The sequence below is a fragment of the Kineococcus siccus genome (assembly GCF_009906795.1).
Taxonomy (GTDB): Bacteria; Actinomycetota; Actinomycetes; order Actinomycetales; family Kineococcaceae; genus Kineococcus; species Kineococcus siccus.
Genome location: NZ_JAAALN010000061.1, coordinates 1 through 18,914, shown reverse-complemented (window position 1 = coordinate 18,914; position 18,914 = coordinate 1). Strand labels below are relative to the sequence as shown.

Below are 18,914 nucleotides of genomic sequence, written 5' to 3'. Positions count from 1 at the left end.
TCGCGGTACGGGGGCTCGGCGGGCATCCGGTCAGCCTACGGGCGGCAGGTGGCGCGACGGGGTGCCTCGGGTGTCCGGATCGACGTCGCGCCGGATCCGCGCGCCGCCGTCACGGGTGCTCCACACCCTGTCGGCCACCACAGCCCGGCCCCCCTCGCCGGGGACCCCGCCGTCAGCTGCGCGGCCGGCCGAGCGCGCGGTAGGTCCAGCCCGCCGCCCGCCAGCGCGCCGGGTCGAGGGCGTTGCGGCCGTCGAGGATGCGCTTCTCGCGCACCAGGCCCGCGAGGACCGCCGGGTCCAGCGCCCGGTACTCGCTCCACTCCGTCAGGAGCAGCACGACGTGCGCGCCCCGGACCGTCTCCTCGACGGTCTCGGCGTAGGAGATGTCCGGCAGCGCCTTGCGGGCGTTGTCGAGCGCGGCCGGGTCGGTGAGCACGACGTCACCGCCCTGCAGCCGGATCTGCGCCGCGACGTTGAGCGCGGGGGAGTCGCGGATGTCGTCGGACTCCGGCTTGAACGCCGCGCCCAGCACGGCGACGCGCTTGCCGATGAGCGAGCCGTCGCACACCTCGCGCGCCAGGTCGACCATGCGGATGCGGCGGCGCATGTTGATCGAGTCGACCTCGCGCAGGAACGTCAGCGTCTGGTCGGCGCCGAGCTCGCCCGCCCGCGCCATGAAGGCGCGGATGTCCTTGGGCAGGCAGCCCCCGCCGAAGCCGAGCCCGGCGTTGAGGAACTTCCGCCCGATGCGGTCGTCGTGGCCGATGGCGTCGGCGAGCTGCGTGATGTCGGCGTTGACCTTCTCGCAGAGCTCCGCCATGGCGTTGATGAAGGAGATCTTGGTCGCGAGGAACGAGTTCGCCGCCACCTTGACCAGCTCGGCGGTCTGGTAGTCGGTGACGATCAGCGGGGTGTCGCGGGACAGCGGGGTCGCGTAGACCTCGTCGAGCACGGCCTGCGCCGCGCGGCCCTCCGCCGAGTCGGGGCCCCCGGGCACGCCGTAGACGAGGCGGTCGGGGTGCAGCGTGTCCTCGACGGCGTGGCCCTCGCGCAGGAACTCGGGGTTCCAGGCCAGGCCCCGGCTGGTGGGGGCGAGCTCGGCGATGCGGGTGGCCAGCCGGGCCGCGGTGCCGACGGGCACGGTCGACTTGCCGACCACCAGCTCGCCCTCGCCCACGTGCGGCAGCAGCGCGTCGACGGCCGCGTCGACGTAGGTCATGTCGGCCGCGAACTCGCCGCGCTTCTGCGGCGTGCCGACGCACACGAAGTGCACGGCCGAACCCGCGGCGGCGGCGATGTCGGTCGTGAAGGTGAGGCGGCCCGTGGCCATCGTGCGCTCGAGCAGCTCGGGCAGGCCGGGCTCGTAGAAGGGCGCGCGCGCCGCCTGCAGGGCCGCCACCTTCTCGGGGTCCACGTCGATCCCGGTCACCTCGTGGCCGAGCTCCGCCATGCAGGCGGCGTGCACCGCGCCGAGGTAGCCGCATCCGATGACCGTCATTCGCATGGCGCAACCGTAGTGGTGCGTAGCGTGGCCGGAACAGGCTGTGATGCGGCCCCGCGGGACGTGCGATGGGCCACGTGGGCGCGGGACGGGCCGACTTCGTGACAGGGTGTGCTCAAGGTTGGCCCGTCCGGGTCGAGACATGGGGAGAGGTCCGCGCCCTCTCGGCCGGACGATCGTCTCGTCGCACCGGAAGGTCACCATGCGCCTGCGTCCTCGCCCGATCGCCTTCGCGGCCCTCGCCGTCAGCTCCTGCCTGCTCGCGAGCACCGTCACCCCGGCGGCCGCCGCCCCCGGCGACGTGGAGCTCAAGGCGACCTCCGTCCAGCGGGTCGCCGGTGCCGGGCGCATCGAGACCGCGATCGCCGCCGCCGCCTCCTTCAGCGGCGGGAAGGCCGAGTCGGTCGTCCTCGCCCGCTCCGACAACTTCGCCGACTCCCTCGCCGCCGCGCCGCTGGCCTCCGACAAGGCCGGCCCGCTGCTGCTCACGAGCCCCGGTGCCCTGCAGCCGCAGGTGGCCGACGCGATCCGCGACGTGCTCAAGCCCGGCGGCACCGTGTACCTGCTCGGCGGGACCGCCGCGCTCTCGGCGGCCGTCGAGTCCGCGGTCCGCGGCACAGCCGGCGTCGGCACCGTCACGCGCGTGCAGGGCGGCAACCGCTACCAGACGGCCGTCGAGGTCGCGAAGCAGCTGCCGCAGGCGGCCGACGTCGCGCTGGTCACGGGCGGCAACTTCCCCGACGGGCTCGCCGCGGGCGCGCTCATGGGCGTCGTGGACGCGTCGACGAACCACTCCCTCGGCGTCGTGCTGCTGACCAACGGCCCCGCGATGCCGCGCGAGACCGCGGACTACCTGAACCAGCGCGGCTTCGCCACGACGGGCACGGTGCTGGCCGTCGGCGGGCAGGCCGTGCAGGCCTCGGGCGGCGTCGCCGGGATGATCCCGGTCGCGGGCAACTCGCGCTACGACACCGCGGCCGAGGTCGCCAAGCTGTTCTCGTCGCAGATGTTCTTCACCGACGCCACCCCGCTCGTCGGCGTCGCCACGGGTGAGAACTGGCCCGACGCCCTCGCGGGCTCGGCGCTGCTCGCCTACGGCGGCGGCCCGCTGGTCCTGACCCGGACGGCGTCCCTGCCGGACGCGTCGGCCGCGGCGCTGCGCGGGCTGCAGGCGGACGCGCGCGGCGCGGGCGGCTCGGTCGCCCAGGCCCTCGTCTTCGGCGGGCCCGGCGTCGTGTCCGACGCGGTCGTGGGCCAGGTGGGCACCGCCCTGCAGTGAGGCCCCGGCCTCGACGACCGGCCGGGCGCTCAGGCGCCCGGCCGCTCAGGCGCCCGGCCGCTCCGCCCGCGTCGGTGTCTCCTCGGGTGCCGCGGTCCCGTCCGTCGTGACGTTCCGGTGCGCGGCGGCGCCGGCCTCCCGGGCCTCCTCGTCGAGCGCGAGCCGCCGCGTGAGCTCGGCGACCTTGCCCTCCAGCGCCCGGGTGCGCCGGTAGGAGGAGGCGATGAAGCCGAGGAAGGCCACGACGAGGCCGTACAGCACGAGGTCCGTGCCTCGCCCCACCCCGAGCGCCTCGGCGACCCACGTCACGGCCTGCGGCACGAGCACGCTGGTGACGGCGAGCAGGCCGAGCAGCACGAGCAGGATGCGGCGCACGGCCTGGTGACGGGCGTCCGCGGTGCTGCGCACGAGCACCGCGCCCACCACGAGCAGGGCCAGGACGAGCAGCCCCTGGATCAGGCGCACGGCGCCGCCACCCCCCTCACCCGAGGATCGTCTCGACCAGGATGTTCACGCTGTTCAGCAGGGACTGCCCCTTGGCGCGCGAGTAGTCGGTGTAGCGGATCTCGACGGGGTGCTCGACCCACGACAGCCCCGAGCGGCCGACGAGCGAGACGATCTCGCTGGCGTGCGCCATGCGGTGGTGGGTGATGCGCAGCGCGCCCACCGCCTCGCGCGACAGCGCCCGCAGGCCGTTGTGCGCGTCGGTGAGCCGGACGCCCGTCGTGAGGTTGGTGTAGCGCACCGCGGAGCGCAGCACGACGCGGCGGACGCGCGGCACCTCGGTGCGGTCGTCGAGGAAGCGGGAGCCGAAGACGACGTCGGCCTCGCCGTCGCGCAGCCGCTCGACCATGGCGTGCGCGTCCTCGACGCGGTGCTGCCCGTCGGCGTCGAAGGTGACCACGAAGCGCGTCGACGCGTCGCGCAGCGCGAAGTCGAAGCCGGTCTGCAGCGCGGCGCCCTGACCGAGGTTGATGCAGTGCCGCACCACGCGGGCGCCCGCGCGGCGCGCCTGGTCCGCGGAGCCGTCGGTGCTGCCGTCGTCGACGCAGACGACCTGGGGGAAGCTCCGGCGCAGCTCACGCACGACGTCGCCGACGGCCGTGGCCTCCTGGTACAGCGGGACGACGACCCAGGTGTCGCCGGGCGCACCGGTGCCGCTCGCTCCGACCACCTCGCCCCTCCCGTCCGCGTCGCCGCTCGTGGCCCGCGCGTGCGGCGGGCACCCCATCATGGTCCGTGCCGGGGGGCGGTCGAGGACGCGGACCGGCGTGGCGGCGGACCCCGGCGGCCGCGGGGCGCTCCTAGACTCACCGCCATGACTGTCGACGCCCGTCCTGCGACGGTCGAGCCGAGCGCGGACGTGGCGCCCGACGCGGACCTCGGGCCCGGCACGCGCGTGTGGCACCTCGCCCAGGTCCGCGAGGGGGCCCGCCTCGGCGCCGACTGCGTCGTGGGTCGCGGCGCCTACGTCGGCCCCGGCGTCCGGGTGGGCGCGCGGTGCAAGCTGCAGAACGCGGCGCTGGTGTACGAGCCGGCCGAGCTGGGCGACGGCGTCTTCGTCGGCCCCGCGGCCGTCCTGACCAACGACCTGCGGCCGCGCGCCGTCACACCGGACGGTGCGCTGAAGTCGGCGGCCGACTGGACCGCCGTCGGCGTGGTGGTGCGCGCCGGCGCCTCGATCGGGGCCCGGGCCGTCTGCGTGGCCCCCGTGGTCGTGGGCCGCTGGGCGATGGTCGCGGCCGGGGCCGTCGTGACGCGCGACGTCGCCGACCACGCGCTCGTCGCGGGGGTGCCCGCGCGCCGCGTGGGCTGGGTGGGGGCCAGCGGGGCGCGCCTGGTCGCGGAGGGCGAGCTGTGGCGCTGCCCCGACACCGGTGCGCTGCACCGCGAGAGCGGGGACGGGCTCCAGGTCCTCGACGCGCCGCCCGCGCAGGTCGCCCCGTGAGCGGGACGGCGCTGCAGCACATCCCGCTCGCGCGCCCGCAGATCGGCGCCGAGGAGCAGGCCGCCGTCGCCGCCGTGCTCGCGAGCGGCCGGCTCGTGCAGGGCAGCGAGGTCGCGGCCTTCGAGGAGGAGTTCTGCGCCCAGGTCGTCCGCGGCCGCCGCGGGGTCGCCGTGAACTCGGGGACCTCCGCGCTGCACGTGGGCCTGCTCGCGCTCGGCGTCGGCCCCGGTGACGAGGTCGTGGTCCCCTCGTTCACGTTCGCGGCCACGGCGAACGCGGTGCGGCTCTGCGGGGCCGTGCCCGTCTTCGCCGACGTCGACCCGGCGACCTTCTGCCTCGACCCGGCCGCCGTCGAGGCCGCCCTGACCCCGCGCACGCGCGCCGTCGTCCCCGTCCACCTGTTCGGGCACCCGGCGGACATGACGCGGATCGGCGCCCTGGCGGCCGGGCACGGGCTGCGCGTGCTGGAGGACGCCGCGCAGGCCCACGGCGCGGCGTGGCGCGGTGTCCAGGTGGGGGCGCTGGGCGACGCGGGCGCGTTCTCCTTCTACCCGACGAAGAACATGACGTCGGGGGAGGGCGGGATGCTCACCACCGCGGCCGCGGACGTCGAGCGCACGGCCCGGCTGCTGCGCAACCAGGGCATGGAGGAGCGCTACCGCAACGAGATCGTCGGCCTGAACTACCGCATGACCGACCTGCACGCGGCCATCGGGCGGGTCCAGCTGCGCCGCCTGGCGGGCTGGACGGAGTCCCGCCGGCGCAACGCGGCCGCGCTCACGGCGGCGCTGACGGACCTCGCGACGCCGGGGATCGTGCTGCCGCGCAGCGCGGACGGCGCGGAGCCCGTGTGGCACCAGTACACGCTGCGCGTGCGGACGGGGCGCGACGCGTTCGTCGAGGAGCTGGCCCGGCGCGGCGTCGGTGCCGCGGTGTACTACCCCGCCGGGGTCCACCGGCTCCCCGCCCACGCCGACGGTCTCGTGCCGAACCCGCTGCCGCACACCGACACCGCCGCGGCCGAAGTCTGCTCGGTCCCCGTGCACCCGGGGCTGGCCGGGGACGACGTGGCGCGCGTCGCCGACGCCGTCGACGCGGCCGCCCGCCTCCTCGCGTGAGCGGGACCGCCCGCCCGCTGCGCGCGGGCCTCGTCGGCCTGGGCGTCATGGGCCGCCACCACGCGCGGGTCCTGAACTCCCTCGACGGCGTCGAGCTGGTCGCCGTCGTCGACGCCGCGGCCGCCGAACCCGCGGTGGCGCAGCTGGTCCCGGCCGGGGTGCCCGTCTCCGCCGACGTCGGGGCCCTGCTCGCCGCGCGCGTGGACCTCGTCGTCGTGGCGGTGCCGACGGCCCTGCACGAGGCCGTGGCCGTGCCGCTGCTCGAGGCCGGCGTCTCGGTGCTCGTCGAGAAGCCGCTCGCGCACACCGCCGCGTCGGCGCAGCGGATCCTCGCGGCCGCGCAGCGGCCCGGCGTCGTCGCGGCCGTGGGCCACATCGAGCGCTGCAACCCCGCGCTGCGGGAGCTGCGCCGGCGCACGGCCCGTGGCGACCTCGGCCGCCTGCACCAGGTGCAGACCCGGCGGCAGGGCCCGTTCCCCGCGCGCATCGGCGACGTCGGCGTCGTCAAGGACCTCGGCACCCACGACATCGACCTCACGGCGTGGATCACGGGCGCGCCCTACGCGGCGGTCTCCGCGCGCACCGCCCACCGCGCGGGCCGCGCCCACGAGGACCTCGCGGTGGTCGTCGGCTCCCTCGCCGACGGCACGATCGCCAACCACGTCGTGAACTGGCTGTCGCCCGTGAAGGAGCGGGTCACGGTGGTCACGGGAGAGGGTGGGACCCTCGTCGCGGACACCCTGACGGCCGACCTCACGCTGCACGCCAACGGGTCCGTGCCCGTGTCGTGGGAGGCGCTGGCCGGTTTCCGCGGGGTCAGCGAGGGCGACGTCACGCGCTTCGCGTTCGCCAAGCCCGAGCCCCTGCGGACCGAGCTCACCGGGTTCCGGGACGCGGTGCTCGCCGCCCGCGGCGGCGCGCCCGCCCCGGCCGACGCCGTCGTCACGGCCGCCGAGGGCCTGCTCGTCGTGGCGGTGGCGGAGGCGGTCCTGCTCTCCGCGGCGCAGGGGCGGACCGTCGACCTCCCCGCGTCCGGGGCCGGCCGCGCGTGAACCCCGAACCCCGCGTGCTGCACGTCAACGACTGCGCCTCGACGACCGTGCAGCTCGTCGCCGAGGCGGGCCGGCGCGGACTGCCGTGGCACTACCTGCCGCTCGCCGGGCACGGGCGCACGGGTGACTGGTCCGGGCCCCGGGGGCGGCTCGCGTTCGCCGCGGCGGGCGCGCGCTGGGCCGCGGAGCTGGGGGTGCGCTCAGCGCGGGCGGACCTGCTGCACGTGCACTACGCCAGCGTCGCCCGGCACACCCGGTGGACCCGGCGGCCGTTCGTCCTGCACGTGCACGGCACCGACGTCCGCAGCCAGCAGTACGAACCGCGCTGGACGGGCCCGATCCGCACCGCGCTGCGCGAGGCCGCGGCCGTCGTCTACTCCACGCCGGACCTCGCGGAGCACGTCGTCCCGCACCGCGGCGACGCGGCCTACCTGCCCGTGCCCCTCGACCTCGCGGCCCTGCCCCGGCGTCGCCCCGGCGCCCGCGGCCGGGTCCTGTTCGCCTCGCGGTGGGAGGCCGTCAAGGGCCTCGAGGAGCAGCTGGCGACCGCCCGCGCCCTGCGCCGCGCCCTGCCCGCCGACGTCGAGGTCTGCGGGCTCGACTGGGGCCCCGGCGCGGGCGCCGCCGCCGCCGCGGGCGTGCGGCTGCTGCCCCGCCGTCGCCGCGCGGAGTTCCTGGAGCTGCTCGCCGCGGCCGACGTCGTCGTCGGGCAGGGCAGCGGGATGCTCGCCGCGAGCGAGCTCGAGGCCGTCGGCACGGGCGTGCCCGTCGCCACCGCGCTGCGGCCCGACTGGTACCCACCGTCCGCGCCCGACGCGCAGCCGGCCGTGCTCGCAGGCACGGCGGCCTGGTCCGCCGCCCCCGCGGAGCGCACCGCCGCCGTGGTCGAGGCCGTCCGCGCCGCCCTCGCCGACCCCGACCGGGCCGCGCACGACCTCGACGGCCCCGGCTGGCTGGCCCGCAGCCACGACGTGCGGGCCGCCGCCGAGGGCCTGCGCCGGACCTACCGCGCGCTGACCGGCCGGGCCCCGGGGTGCAGCGGGGCCCCGGGGTGAGGCGGCTCGCCCTGCCCGTGCTGGCCGTCGCCGCGGCCTGGAGCGTCGTCGGCGTCGTCCTGTCGGGGCTGACCCGCACCGGGTACACGCTCGTGGTGAGCAACGTCGAGGGTCCCGCCCTGACGGGCGTCGTGGGCGCCCAGATCTCCCTCGCGGTGCTCGCGACCATGCTGTGGCCGGCCGCCACGGGCTCGGCCGCGTCGAAGTTCGTGGCCCGCGCCCACGGTGCGGGGGACGCGTCGCTGGCCGCGGGCGTCGCGGCCCACCTCGGCCGCCGCACGCTCGCCACGGGCGCCGCGAGCGCCGTGCTCGCCGGGGTGGCCGCCGTCGTCGTCCTCGGCGAGCGGCCCGCCGCGGCGCTCGCCGTCCTCCCGCTCGTGCTCGGCTACTCCGGCTACCTCCTGGTGCGCGGCGTCCTGCTCGGGCAGGGGCGGGTCGCCCGCGCCACGCGCGCCGAGCTCGTCGCCCTGGTCGTCTCCCTCGGCGGCCTCGGCGTCCTGCTGGCGCAGGGGCACACCCCGCTCCTGCTGCTGCCGCTGGCCGCGGGGTACGCCGGCTACGCCGCGCTCGCGTGGCCCCGACGGCCCGCGGGCGCGGTCGTCGCGCCGGGGCTGCGGCGGGAGATGGACGCCTTCGTGGCCTGGGGCGTGCTCGGCAACGTCGCGAGCGCCGGGCTGCTGCAGCTGTGCGTCGTCGTCGCGCGCGCGGAGCGGCCCGTCGTCGAGGTCGGCCTCCTGAGCGCCGCGGTGGCGCTCGCGACCCCGGCCTCGCTGGTGGCCCGCTCGCTCGTGCAGGTGCTGTTCCCGGCCATGGCCCGCAGCGTCGGGGCGGGCGACCTCGACGCCGTGCGCCGCCGGACCGACGTCGTCACGCGGGGGATCGTCACGGTCTTCGTTCCCGCCTTCGCGCTGCTCGTCCTCGCGGCGCGCCCGCTGCTGCGCGTGATGGGCGGCGACTTCGGCGGCGGGACCACGGCCCTGCGGATCCTCCTCGTCGCCGTCCTGCTCACGACGCTGCCGGTCGCGGCCGTCGCGGCCATGACGAGCGGGGCCGCCGCGGGCATCCGCCGCTCGGCGCTCATGAGCGCCACGGGCCTCGGCGTCGGCGTGGTGGGGCTCGCGCTGCTCACCCGCCCGTTCGGCATCGAGGGCATCGCCGTCGCCTACCTCCTGGGGGCGCTGGTCACCGTGGCGCTGCCGTGGGCGTGGACGTGGCGCGCGCAGCGGCAGCGCTGGACGGGGCTCACCGTGCGCGTCGTCCTGGGCCTCGCGGCCCTCGGCGCGGCGCTCGCGGTGCAGGCGGCGCTGCCCGCGGGCGCGTGGTGGGGGACCGCCGCGCCCGCCGCGGTGCTCGTGGCCGGGTGGGCCGCGGTCTCGGCGCGCGACGTCCGGGCGCTGCTGGGGGGCCGCCTACAGTGACCGGGGCAACGGCGAGGGGGAGGGGATCCGTGAGACTGGTCGTCATCGGCCTGGGGTACGTCGGGCTGCCGCTGGCGCTGGAGGCCTGCCGCGCCGGGCTGCACGTCACGGGCCTGGACACGAGCGCGGCGGCGACCGCGGGGCTGCGGGCCGGCCGCTCGCACGTCGGGGACGTCTCCGACGCCGACGTGGCGGCGATGCTCGTCACGGGGTTCACCGCCACCACGGACCCCGCGGTGCTGGCCGAGGCCGACGTCGTCGTGATCTGCGTGCCGACCCCGCTGCTCGACGGCCAGCCGGACCTGCGCTCGGTGCGCGCGGCGACGCAGGCCGTCGCCGAGCGGCTGCGTCCCGGGGTCCTCGTCGTGCTGGAGTCCACGACGTACCCCGGCACGACCGACGACGTCGTGCGCCCCGTCCTGGAGCAGGTGTCGGGTCTGCGCGCCGGCGAGGACTTCTCCCTCGCGTTCTCGCCCGAGCGCATCGACCCGGGCAACGCGCACTACTCGCTGCGCAACACCCCGAAGGTCGTCGGCGGGGTCACCGCGGCCTGCACCGCGGCCGCCCGGGAGTTCTACGCCCGCGTCGTCGACGAGGTCGTCGTCGCGAAGGGGGCGCGGGAGGCCGAGATGGCCAAGCTGCTGGAGAACACCTACCGGCACGTGAACATCGCGCTGGTCAACGAGATGGCCGTGTTCTGCCACGACCTGGGCGTCGACCTGTGGGACGCCATCGACGCGGCCGCCACCAAGCCGTTCGGGTTCGAGGCGTTCCGCCCCGGCCCCGGCGTCGGGGGGCACTGCATCCCCATCGACCCGAACTACCTCTCCTACGCCGTGCGCACGTCGGGCCGCGAGTTCGCCTTCGTCGAGCTGGCGCAGTCCATCAACGACGGGATGCCCGAGCACGTCGTCGACCGGGTCGCGCGCCTGCTCGAGGGCCGCGGGCAGCCGCTGCGCGGCACCAGCACGCTCGTGCTCGGCGTCGCCTACAAGGCGGACGTCGCCGACACCCGCGAGACCCCGGCCACGGCCGTGGTGCGCGCGCTGCGCGCCCGCGGGGCCGTGGTGGAGTTCCACGACCCCCACGTCGCGGAGTTCGCCGTCGACGGCGAGGCCGTGCCCCGCACCGCGTCCGCGCTGCCGGACGCCCTCGCCGCCGCCGAGGTCTCGGTCCTGCTCACCGCCCACGCCGAGTACGTCCCCGAGCTCCTGCTGGAGCACGCCCGGCTCCTGTTCGACGCCCGGGGCCACACGCGCCGCCTGGCGGGCAAGGACGTGGAACTGCTCTGAGGACCGGCTGCTCGGAGCACGGCGTCAGGCCCGCGGGAGGGCGGCGGGCTGCGCGGGGCCGGCCGGCCGCCGCGCCCGGGCGCGGTGCCCGTCGTCCCACAGGCCCAGCAGCGTGACGAGGCCGAGGACGAGCGCGAGCCACGGGCGCCAGCCCGGCACGTCGTCCCGGACGAGGACCGCGAGGCTGGCGGCCACCCACGCCACGGGGAGCAGACCGCCCAGCCACACGTGGCGGCGGCCGGCGAGGACGAAGCGCTGGACGAGGAGCACCAGGGCTCCGACGGCGATGAGCACGGCGGCGGTGAGCACGGGGGTGGTGAGCACGGCGGTGTCCTCCCGGGGGTGCCTCGCCGGCGACGGTGCCGGCGGCGCGGGGTGACCGCGCGCTCCGAGCATCCCGCCGCCGCGGGGCCTCCCGGCGGTTCCCGGGCGACGTCGCACCGACCGGCGCGCGGGCCGGCGACGAAGGGGGGACCGCGGTCCGCCGGACGTCGTCAGGCCGGGGCGTCCTCGGCCATGGTCGCCGCCACCAGCGCGTTGGCGTGGCCGTGGCCCAGGCCGTGCTCCTCCTTCAGCCAGGCGACGAGGTCGGAGTGCCGCGTCCCGGGACGGCCGGCCCGGCGCTCGCGCAGCAGTTCCTGCCACTGCGCGACCGGGCGGCCGTACCTCGCCTCGATGGCGGGGAAGTACGACGCTGGTCCCTTCGGGCGCTCGGCCACGGTGTCCTCCTGAGCTGGTCGGGGTCGTCGTGCGTTTCGACCGCCGCGGGGCCGGGAACTCATCGGCGCGGCGCGCACGGACGCTGCCGGAGCGGGACCGGAGTGCGGGGAGGACGTCGTGGACCAGGAGCCGTACGACGTGAAGCGGGTGCACCGCACCCTGTACGCCCCGCCGCGCGGTGAGTTCGCGCTCGTCGAGGTCCCGCCCGTCCCCGTCCTCGCCGTGGACGGCCGGGGCGACCCGAACACCGCCCCCGGCTACGCCGCGGCCGTCGAGGCGCTGTACACGACGGCGTACACGCTGAAGGCCGCGGCGAAGCGGGCCGGCGGGCGCCCCTTCGTCGTCGCGCCGCTGGAGGGGCTGTGGCGGGCCGGGGACTCCACCGCCTTCACGCGCCGCGACAAGGCCGCGTGGGCGTGGACGATGCTCGTCACGCTGCCGCCCTGGACCACGCCGCAGGACGTGGAGGCGGCGAGGTCGGCTGCGGCGCAGCGCACGTCACGCGCCGCCCTCGACCTCGTGCAGCACCGCACCCTGCACGAGGGCCTGTGCCTGCAGACCCTGCACGTCGGGCCCTACGACGACGAGGGGCCCGTCCTCGCCCGCCTGCACGACACGGTCATGCCGGCCCGCGGCCTGACCTTCAACGGCGACCACCACGAGATCTACCTCGGCGACCCGCGCCGCAGCGCGCCCGAGCGCCTGCGCACCGTCCTGCGCCAGCCCGTCCGGCCCGCGGACACCGCGGAACCCGGCGGCTGACGCGGCCACGCCTCCAGCGGAGCGGGGAGGTCAGGAGCCGTGCGCGAGCGCGCGGGCGAGGAACCCCGCGAGGGGGCCCAGGGGGACCGCGTGGACGGGGTCGTGGTCGGCGGCCAGCACCTCCGCCGGGTGGGGCGCGAGCACGGCCGCGCCGGCCCGGTGGACGACGAGGACGGCGCGGGGGTCGGCGGGAGCCGCCGCCCACCAGGCGCGCACCAGGCGGTGGGCGTCGACGTGGTGCTCGAGGGGGAGCCAGTCGACGGGCGCGAGCGCCAGCAGCGTCAGCACCTCGACGCCCGTCAGCTCCGCCCCGGCACCGAAGCCGTCCGCGAGGAGACCGACCAGGTCGCGCCGCAGCGAGAGCACGCTCGCCGCCTCGTCGCGGGGGACGCGCCAGCCGTCCAGCGCCTGCCGCTGCCCCACCGCGAGGTCCCCGCTCTCCGGCGCGGCCCCGTCGTCGGGTTCCAGGCCGCCCGCGCCGACGGTGCGCTGCTGCTGGCCGCACGGCGCCCACGGGCACCGCTCGGGTGCGCTCGAGGGGCCGCACGGGCAGGGGCCGCAGCAGCGCGGGGTCGACGCCCGGGAAGACCTCCGCGCGGTAGGCGGGCGTGGTCCGGTGCAGGCCCGGGTCCACCAGCTGCCCGTCCGCCCGCGCGCCGCCCGGGAGGAACAGCGACGTGGCGGCGGCCGCGACCAGCCGGGCCTGCCGCAGCACGGTCTCCCCGATCGCGGCGGAGCACCCGGCGAGCTGCGACGCCATGCGCTGCAGCCCCTCCGGGTCGTCGACCACCCACGCGTGGTCGTGCGGCCGCGGCAGCAGCCGGCCCACGTCCGTCCGCACCGCATGCTCCATCGGCCAGCCCGGGTACTCCGCCTCGGCCCTCGATCCGACGCGCCGTGCCGCCTCGCGGCGGTCGCCCTCCCGGTAGACGGTCAGGCGCGGCGTCACGGTCCGCGCCCACGGGGTGCGGCCGTGGTCCAGCGTGATCGACGCGACGACGTCGTCACCGAGGCCGCGGTGCAGGCCGCGGGCGCCCCGCGCGAACCCCGCGGGGGCCAGCGCCTCCGCGCACGCCCGCAGCACGGCGTCCCGGCCGGGCGGCCGGACCGGACGGGGCGGCGACCACCCCGCCCGCACGGCCGTCCGCCGGCCGGCCCGGCGTCGTCCTCGCTGGTCATCGCTGCTCCCCTCGCTCGCGCGCCCCACGATCCGGCCTCCGGGCCGGGCCGCGCATCAGGGATGACCCTGACCCCCGTCGCGACCAGCGCTGACAGTTCCGCTGCCCGCGAGCCACCGGGAGGCGCCGGGGAGGCCCCTCGAGGGCCTCCGCGGCAGCGGAAGTGTCAGCCTCCCGCTCAGAAGGGGTAGGCCGGCAGGTCCCCGCGCACCGTGACCCACTGCGTCTCGGTGAACGCCTCGATGTTCGCGCCGGGACCCCCGTGGCGGGACCCGGTGCCCGAGGCGCCGACGCCGCCGAACGGCGCGACGGCCTCGTCGTTGACCGTCTGGTCGTTGATGTGGACCAGACCCGACGGGATGCGCTCCGCGAGCTGCAGACCCGCGTAGACGTCGCGCGTGAGGATGCCCAGCGACAGCCCGTAGTCGGTGCCCGCGGCCAGCTCCGCGACCTCGTCGAGGGAGGTGAACGGCGTGACGGGGGCGACGGGCCCGAAGATCTCCTCCCGGTAGGCGGGGTGGTCGACGCTCACGTCGGCGAGGACGGTGGGCCGGTAGAAGAGGTCCTCGAACGTCCCGCCCGTGCGGACCGTGGCGCCGGCCGCGACGCTCGCGGTGACCAGGCCGTGGACGCGGTCGCGCTGCCCCGCGTCGATCAGCGGGCCGAGCGCGACGTGGCCGCGGAACGGGTCGCCCACGGGGAGGTCCTTCACCTTCTGCGCGAGGACCTCGGTGTACTCCTCCGCGATCGAGGCGTGCACGAGGTGGCGCGACGTCGCCATGCAGATCTGCCCCGAGTGGGCGAACGTGCCCCACGCGCCGACCGAGGCGGCGGCCGCCACGTCGACGTCGCCCATGACCACGAGGGCCGAGTTCCCGCCGAGCTCCAGGTGCGCCCGCTTGAGGTGCTGCCCGGCGAGCGCCCCGACGGCGCGGCCGGCGCGCGTGGAGCCCGTGAAGGCGATGACGCGGACGGCGGGCTCGGTGACCAGGGCCTCGCCGACGTCGGCGCCGCCGGGGAGCACCTGCAGCACACCGGCGGGCAGGCCCGCCTCCTCGAAGACCCGCGCGAACACGGCGCCGCCGCTGACGGCCGTGCGCGGGTCCGGCTTGAGGATCACCGCGTTGCCGAGGGCCAGGGCGGGCGCCACGGCGCGGACGGCCAGGATCGTCGGCACGTTGAACGGCGCGATGACGCCGACGACCCCGGCGGGCACGCGGCGCGAGAACGACAGCCGCGGGCTGCCGCTGCGCAGCAGCTCGCCGTACGGGTGCCCGGGCAGCGCGGACGCCTCGTAGCACTCCTGGGCGCTCGTGTGGACCTGGAAGTCGCCGAACGGCTGGATGGCCCCGGACTCGCGCGCCAGCCACTCGCGGACCTCGGGGCCGTTCGCGGTCAGGACGTCGCCGGCCCGGCGCAGGACGGCCGCGCGCTCCGCGAACGGCAGCGCGGCCCAGGACCGCTGCGCCGCCACGGCCCGCACGGCGGCGTCGTGCACGTCCTGCGCGGTCGCGCGGCCCACCGCGCCGAGGGTCGCGCCCGTCGCGGGCTCGACCGCGTCGTAGGTCCCGCCGGCCCCGTCGGTCCAGGCCCCGGTCCACACCTTGCCCTGCCAGGCGCCGTCGGCCAGCAGTGCGCCCTCGCTCTCCAGTGCCACGTCCACCCTCTCCGGGGGCCACCTCCCTGGGGCCTCCCCGCGGATCACACCAGGTCAGCGGGCCCGCCGCCAGTCCCTGTCCGCGAGTCCCCGCGGCGGGTCACCCGTGCTCGTAGCCCGTGGCGTCGCGGCGGCCCCGCGCGTGCCAGCGCGCGACGACGACGTTGACCCCGACGACGACCGACCACAGCGGCGGCACCCGCCGCAGCGCGCGGCGCTGCAGCCGCAGCGCCGCCACGGCGACGGGCGCGAGGGCCAGGGCGGTGCGGTGCCGGCGGATGCCCAGGGCGTCGGCGAGCTCGTCGCCCTGCATGCGCCGCGAGACCGTGTGCACGAGCTGCCCGGCGGCCCACAGCGGCACGTGCCCGAGGTCGTGCAGGGCCTGCGCGATCGCGCCGAGCCCGGCCGCGGTGAGCCGTCGCGAGTCGTCGTTGGGCGGCCCGGTCACCGCGGCGACGCGGCGCTCGAGCCGGGTGGCGGCCGCGCTGTCGAGGACGCCGCGCAGCAGACCCGGGTCGGCGCCGTCGCCGATGCCGAGCAGGCGCCCGAGGTGCTGCCAGAACCGGTAGAGGCTGCGCTGCTCGTCGTCGGTGAGGTCCAGCCCGATCGCCCCGGCCGCCTCGATGGTGACGAGGGTGAAGTCCAGCCAGGTGCGCGCGAGGTCCACCTGGTGCAGCGGCAGGACGTCGGCGTCCGGGTGGGCGCGGGCCAGGGCGTTGCGGATGCGGGCGTGCAGCAGCCGCACCTCCGCCGTGGCGACGTAGCCGGGGGCGCCCCGGCGCAGCCCGCCCGGGAGCATGCAGAGGTTGATCCAGTGCGCCGTGTCGAGCAGCCGCTGGTAGGCCCGGTCGACGAGCTCGCCCGTGCCCACGAGCAGGGTGGCCGGCTCGGGCGGGGCGTAGGAGCGGATGAGGGCGCCCGCCCCGAGGTCGTAGATGTGGCCGGGGAAGGGGATCGTGAAGTACGGGTGGCTGCCGCGCTCGAGGAGGTCGTCGTCGACCGCGTCGCAGGCCGCCTCGAGCTCGCGCAGCAGCGCGGCGACCGCCGGGTGCGGATCGGCCACGGCGGCCAGCCCGCAGCGCAGCCCGACGCCGACCTGCGCGCGCAGGGCCGGGTCCGCGGACAGCGCGGCCGCCGCCGCCTGCGCGAGCGGGTCACCCGTGCGCAGCGCCTGGGCGACCTCGGGGTCGGTGGCCGCCGCGGGCGCGGCGCGCGGGCCCACGACGGCGGGGCCGGGCCGCGACGCGGGCGCCCGGGAGACGACGTCGCTCATCGGGCCGTGCCTGCCGGGTTCTGCTCACCGGGCTCCTCGTGGCTCACCCGGACATCGTGCCTCCGCTTCGGCCGCAGGGCCCGACCGGGTCGCGCCGGACGGGGGAGCCGCCGCGCCGGCCGCCGTCAGCGCAGGCGCAGCACGGCCGGGTCGCGCGTCGGCCCGGGGTCGCCCGTGCGGGCGAAGCGCGCCCACGCCTCCCGCACGAGGAGGCCGGCCGCGTGGACCTCCTCCGCCGTCGCGTCGCCGAGGACCGCGGCGTCGCGCCAGGCCGTCGGGTGCTCGAACAGCAGGGGCAGCTCCACGGTGTGGGTGGCGCCCAGCGCGCTGCCACGCGGCCGCCACGGCACGCGGTACTCGTGGACGGTGCCGCCGGCCGTCCGCAGCAGCGCGGCGAGGCGCTGCGCGGGCCGCGTGAACAGGGCCCGCGTGGTCGCCGCGACGGCGCCCCGCCGCAGGGCCGGGCCGACGACGGGGCGGCCCAGCAGGGGGACGCCGTCGGTGAAGAACGTCGTCTCCTGCGTCGTCGCCCCGACCAGCACGTCGACGTGGCGCGCCGCGGCGCGCCAGCGGTCCTCGACCTGGTCCTCGGGCGGCAGCGGGGCGTGGCCGTACTCGGTCCCGAACGGCATGGCCCCGCGCGTGCCGAACCGGGCGGCGGCGGCCTCGGCCGCGCGCTGCGCGGCGAAGACGTCCGCGAGCGGGGCGTCCGCGGGCACGTGGCCGACGGCGGCGTCCATGGCCGCGCGCAGCCGCTCGCGGCGCCGGCGCAGGCCGAGCGGGGCGCTCTGCACGACGGCCCGCCGGAACAGGCCGCGCGCGGCGTCGCAGGCGAGCAGGTGGACGATCGCGTCGGCGCCCGCGGACTCCCCGAACACCGTCACGAGGTCCGGGTCGCCGCCGAACGCGGCGACGTTCTCGCGCACCCACTCCAGCGCCGCGACCTGGTCCAGCAGGCTCAGGTTCGCGCGCCGGTGCCCGTCCACGGCCGCGAGGTGGCCGAGCAGGCCGAGGCGGTAGGTGACGTTGACGACCACGACGCGGTGCTCGGCGACGAGGAGCGCGGGGTCGTAGACCGGCAGGTCCCCGCCGCCGGCGACGTAGGCGCCGCCGTGGATCCACACCAGGACCGGCAGCCGGTCGCCCGGTGCGGTGCCGGCGGGGACCGTGATGGCGAGCCGGTGGCAGTCCTCGTCGAAGACGACGCCCGCGTAGGGGTCCCCGAGCTTCGACACGGCGGGGTCGGGCGGCTGGGGGCAGGCGACCGCGGGGCGCGGGTCCTGCACCGCGGCGTCGTCGGCGCCCAGCCGCACCGGGGGCCGGAACCGGTCCGCCCGCGCGTAGCGGACGCCGCGCACGCGCACGACCGCGCCGTCCCCCGTGCCGGTGAAGTCCCCCGCGGAGGTCGTGAAGCGGTGCTGGGACAGGTCGGTCGTCACGGTCAGCAGCGTCGCAGGCGCCGCGACGGGCGTGCGCGGGGACCCCGGGCCGGGCGGACGTCAGCGCTGCGCCGCCCAGGCCTCGACGACCTCGGCGAACTCGCGGCCCTGGCGGTTCCAGTCGTGGTGCGCGAGCGCCGCGGTGTGCCCGGCCTCGCGCATCGCCTGCCGCCGGGCGGGGTCGTCGCGCAGGGCCAGGACGGCGGTCAGCAGGGCGTCGACGTCCCCGTGCCCGACGACGACGCCCGCGCCGGAACTCCGGGCGAGTTCCGCCGACGCGGGGTTCGGCGTCGTGATGAACGGCACCCCGTGGGCGAGGTACTCCAGCGCCTTGCTCGGCTGGCTCTGCAGGTAGTTGTCGTGGCGGTGCAGCAGCACGAGCCCGGCCAGCGCGCCCGGGAGTCGTTGCAGCGCCTGCTCGTTGGGCACGAAACCGCGGTAGTCCAGCCGCGGGTCGTCGATCGCGCGCAGCCGCGCGTCGAGCGCGGGGGCGGCGTTGCCGATGAGTTCCAGCCGGACGTCGTCGGGCAGCCGGCGGACGAGTTCCAGCATCTCCTCGATCCCCCGGGCGGTGGTGAGGGCGCCGACGTAGACCAGCCGGTGCGGTTCCCCCGCGGCGGCGGCGACCGCGGCGGGCAGCTCGGCGGGAACGCGCGGCGAGTTCGGCACGACCGGGTGCTCGCCGCGGAACCGCCCGGCGTAGGCGTGCTCGGCGAGCGTCAGGTGCAGGCGCCGCTCCGTGAACCCCTCCACGGCGGTGGCGAGCGCCGTGGCGGGCCGCTTGACGGGCCCCGGGACCCACGTCGTCATCTCCATCTGCGCGGGCACGTCCTCGTGGACGTCCCACACCACGGCCGGCGCGTGCCGGGACGTGCGGCCGCGGCGCGCGACGGCGTGCAGGACGGGCAGCAGTTCGGGGTCGTGGCCGATGACGACGTCGTGGTGGCGCGCGAGGCGGCGCGCGATCCGCCCGGCGGCCAGGACGGGGCCGAGGCGGTGCCGCCCCGCGGAGCGCGGGACGTCGACCCCGCGCACCCCCGCCGGCGGCTGCGCGCCGAACGCCGTGAACGGCGCGAGGTAGGTCACCTCGTGACCGCGCTCGAGCAGGCTGCGGATCTGGCGGTTGTGGATGCGCGCGTCCAGCGGCGGGTGGGCGACGGTGACGACGAGGATCCGCAGCGGTCGGGGCACCCGGCGAGGATAGGGACCCGCGGGGCCGGGG

The 18,914-nt window shown here is 77.6% G+C and carries 18 protein-coding genes; 8 read left to right on the top strand and 10 right to left on the bottom strand.

Features of this window, described 5'->3' with window-relative positions; all coding sequences use genetic code 11:
- Window positions 1–172: 172 nt before the first annotated feature.
- Window positions 173–1,504: a UDP-glucose dehydrogenase family protein gene (locus GTR02_RS09180; RefSeq protein WP_166607184.1), complete on the bottom strand. Its 1,332-nt coding sequence runs from the start codon at window positions 1,502–1,504 to the stop codon at window positions 173–175.
- Window positions 1,505–1,703: 199 nt separating this feature from the next.
- On the opposite strand from GTR02_RS09180, the gene GTR02_RS09175 reads away from it, so the two are divergent.
- Entirely contained in the window at window positions 1,704–2,780 is a 1,077-nt protein-coding gene (locus tag GTR02_RS09175; RefSeq protein WP_166607183.1) for a cell wall-binding repeat-containing protein, read from the top strand.
- Window positions 2,781–2,825: 45 nt separating this feature from the next.
- Here the strand turns inward: GTR02_RS09175 and GTR02_RS09170 are convergent, their stop codons facing one another.
- Window positions 2,826–3,245 (bottom strand): DUF2304 family protein, encoded by a 420-nt coding sequence (locus GTR02_RS09170; protein WP_166607182.1) that lies wholly within the window; start codon window positions 3,243–3,245, stop codon window positions 2,826–2,828.
- Between the two features lie 16 nt (window positions 3,246–3,261).
- Complete coding sequence (locus GTR02_RS09165) at window positions 3,262–3,954, bottom strand: glycosyltransferase family 2 protein (RefSeq protein ID WP_338073696.1); 693 nt, start codon at window positions 3,952–3,954, stop codon at window positions 3,262–3,264.
- Window positions 3,955–4,098: 144 nt separating this feature from the next.
- Between GTR02_RS09165 and GTR02_RS09160 the strand changes: the two genes are divergently transcribed.
- From GTR02_RS09160 to GTR02_RS09135, 6 genes are read left to right on the top strand one after another with little or no spacing between them, the layout of a single operon-like run.
- Window positions 4,099–4,728, top strand: coding sequence for an acyltransferase (locus GTR02_RS09160; RefSeq protein ID WP_166607181.1), 630 nt, complete (start codon window positions 4,099–4,101; stop codon window positions 4,726–4,728).
- Complete coding sequence (locus GTR02_RS09155; protein WP_166607180.1) at window positions 4,725–5,846, top strand: aminotransferase class I/II-fold pyridoxal phosphate-dependent enzyme; 1,122 nt, start codon at window positions 4,725–4,727, stop codon at window positions 5,844–5,846. Before GTR02_RS09160 ends, GTR02_RS09155 begins: the two co-directional genes overlap by 4 nt.
- On the top strand, window positions 5,843–6,898 hold the full coding sequence (locus tag GTR02_RS09150) for a Gfo/Idh/MocA family oxidoreductase (RefSeq protein ID WP_166607179.1): 1,056 nt from the start codon (window positions 5,843–5,845) through the stop codon (window positions 6,896–6,898). The genes GTR02_RS09155 and GTR02_RS09150 overlap by 4 nt, the downstream gene beginning before the upstream one ends.
- Window positions 6,895–7,953 (top strand): glycosyltransferase family 4 protein, encoded by a 1,059-nt coding sequence (locus tag GTR02_RS23780; protein WP_166607178.1) that lies wholly within the window; start codon window positions 6,895–6,897, stop codon window positions 7,951–7,953. The genes GTR02_RS09150 and GTR02_RS23780 overlap by 4 nt, the downstream gene beginning before the upstream one ends.
- Window positions 7,950–9,371: a lipid II flippase MurJ gene (locus GTR02_RS24350; RefSeq protein WP_166607177.1), complete on the top strand. Its 1,422-nt coding sequence runs from the start codon at window positions 7,950–7,952 to the stop codon at window positions 9,369–9,371. Before GTR02_RS23780 ends, GTR02_RS24350 begins: the two co-directional genes overlap by 4 nt.
- Window positions 9,372–9,400: 29 nt before the next feature.
- Complete coding sequence (locus GTR02_RS09135; protein WP_166607176.1) at window positions 9,401–10,663, top strand: nucleotide sugar dehydrogenase; 1,263 nt, start codon at window positions 9,401–9,403, stop codon at window positions 10,661–10,663.
- Between the two features lie 24 nt (window positions 10,664–10,687).
- Here GTR02_RS09135 and GTR02_RS09130 read toward each other — a convergent pair whose 3' ends face one another.
- On the bottom strand, window positions 10,688–10,987 hold the full coding sequence (locus GTR02_RS09130; RefSeq protein WP_166607175.1) for a hypothetical protein: 300 nt from the start codon (window positions 10,985–10,987) through the stop codon (window positions 10,688–10,690).
- A 170-nt stretch (window positions 10,988–11,157) separates the two neighbouring features.
- Complete coding sequence (locus tag GTR02_RS09125) at window positions 11,158–11,382, bottom strand: DUF4287 domain-containing protein (RefSeq protein WP_166607174.1); 225 nt, start codon at window positions 11,380–11,382, stop codon at window positions 11,158–11,160.
- A 118-nt stretch (window positions 11,383–11,500) separates the two neighbouring features.
- Here GTR02_RS09125 and GTR02_RS09120 point away from each other — a divergent pair, with 118 nt between their 5' ends.
- Window positions 11,501–12,145, top strand: a complete 645-nt coding sequence (locus tag GTR02_RS09120; RefSeq protein ID WP_166607173.1) for a GyrI-like domain-containing protein — start codon at window positions 11,501–11,503, stop codon at window positions 12,143–12,145.
- Window positions 12,146–12,175: 30 nt separating this feature from the next.
- Here GTR02_RS09120 and GTR02_RS09115 read toward each other — a convergent pair whose 3' ends face one another.
- The 5 genes from GTR02_RS09115 to GTR02_RS09095 all read right to left on the bottom strand — a co-directional run bounded on the left by GTR02_RS09115 (window position 12,176) and on the right by GTR02_RS09095 (window position 18,883).
- Window positions 12,176–12,568, bottom strand: coding sequence for a hypothetical protein (locus GTR02_RS09115; protein WP_166607172.1), 393 nt, complete (start codon window positions 12,566–12,568; stop codon window positions 12,176–12,178).
- Window positions 12,569–13,501: 933 nt separating this feature from the next.
- Complete coding sequence (locus tag GTR02_RS09110) at window positions 13,502–14,980, bottom strand: benzaldehyde dehydrogenase (protein WP_338073695.1); 1,479 nt, start codon at window positions 14,978–14,980, stop codon at window positions 13,502–13,504.
- A 100-nt stretch (window positions 14,981–15,080) separates the two neighbouring features.
- Window positions 15,081–16,253: an oxygenase MpaB family protein gene (locus GTR02_RS09105; protein WP_166607171.1), complete on the bottom strand. Its 1,173-nt coding sequence runs from the start codon at window positions 16,251–16,253 to the stop codon at window positions 15,081–15,083.
- A gap of 125 nt (window positions 16,254–16,378) precedes the next feature.
- Complete coding sequence (locus GTR02_RS09100) at window positions 16,379–17,692, bottom strand: carboxylesterase family protein (RefSeq protein WP_166607170.1); 1,314 nt, start codon at window positions 17,690–17,692, stop codon at window positions 16,379–16,381.
- 60 nt (window positions 17,693–17,752) lie between these two features.
- Entirely contained in the window at window positions 17,753–18,883 is a 1,131-nt protein-coding gene (locus tag GTR02_RS09095; protein ID WP_205708915.1) for a glycosyltransferase, read from the bottom strand.
- Between the last annotated feature and the right edge of the window lie 31 nt (window positions 18,884–18,914).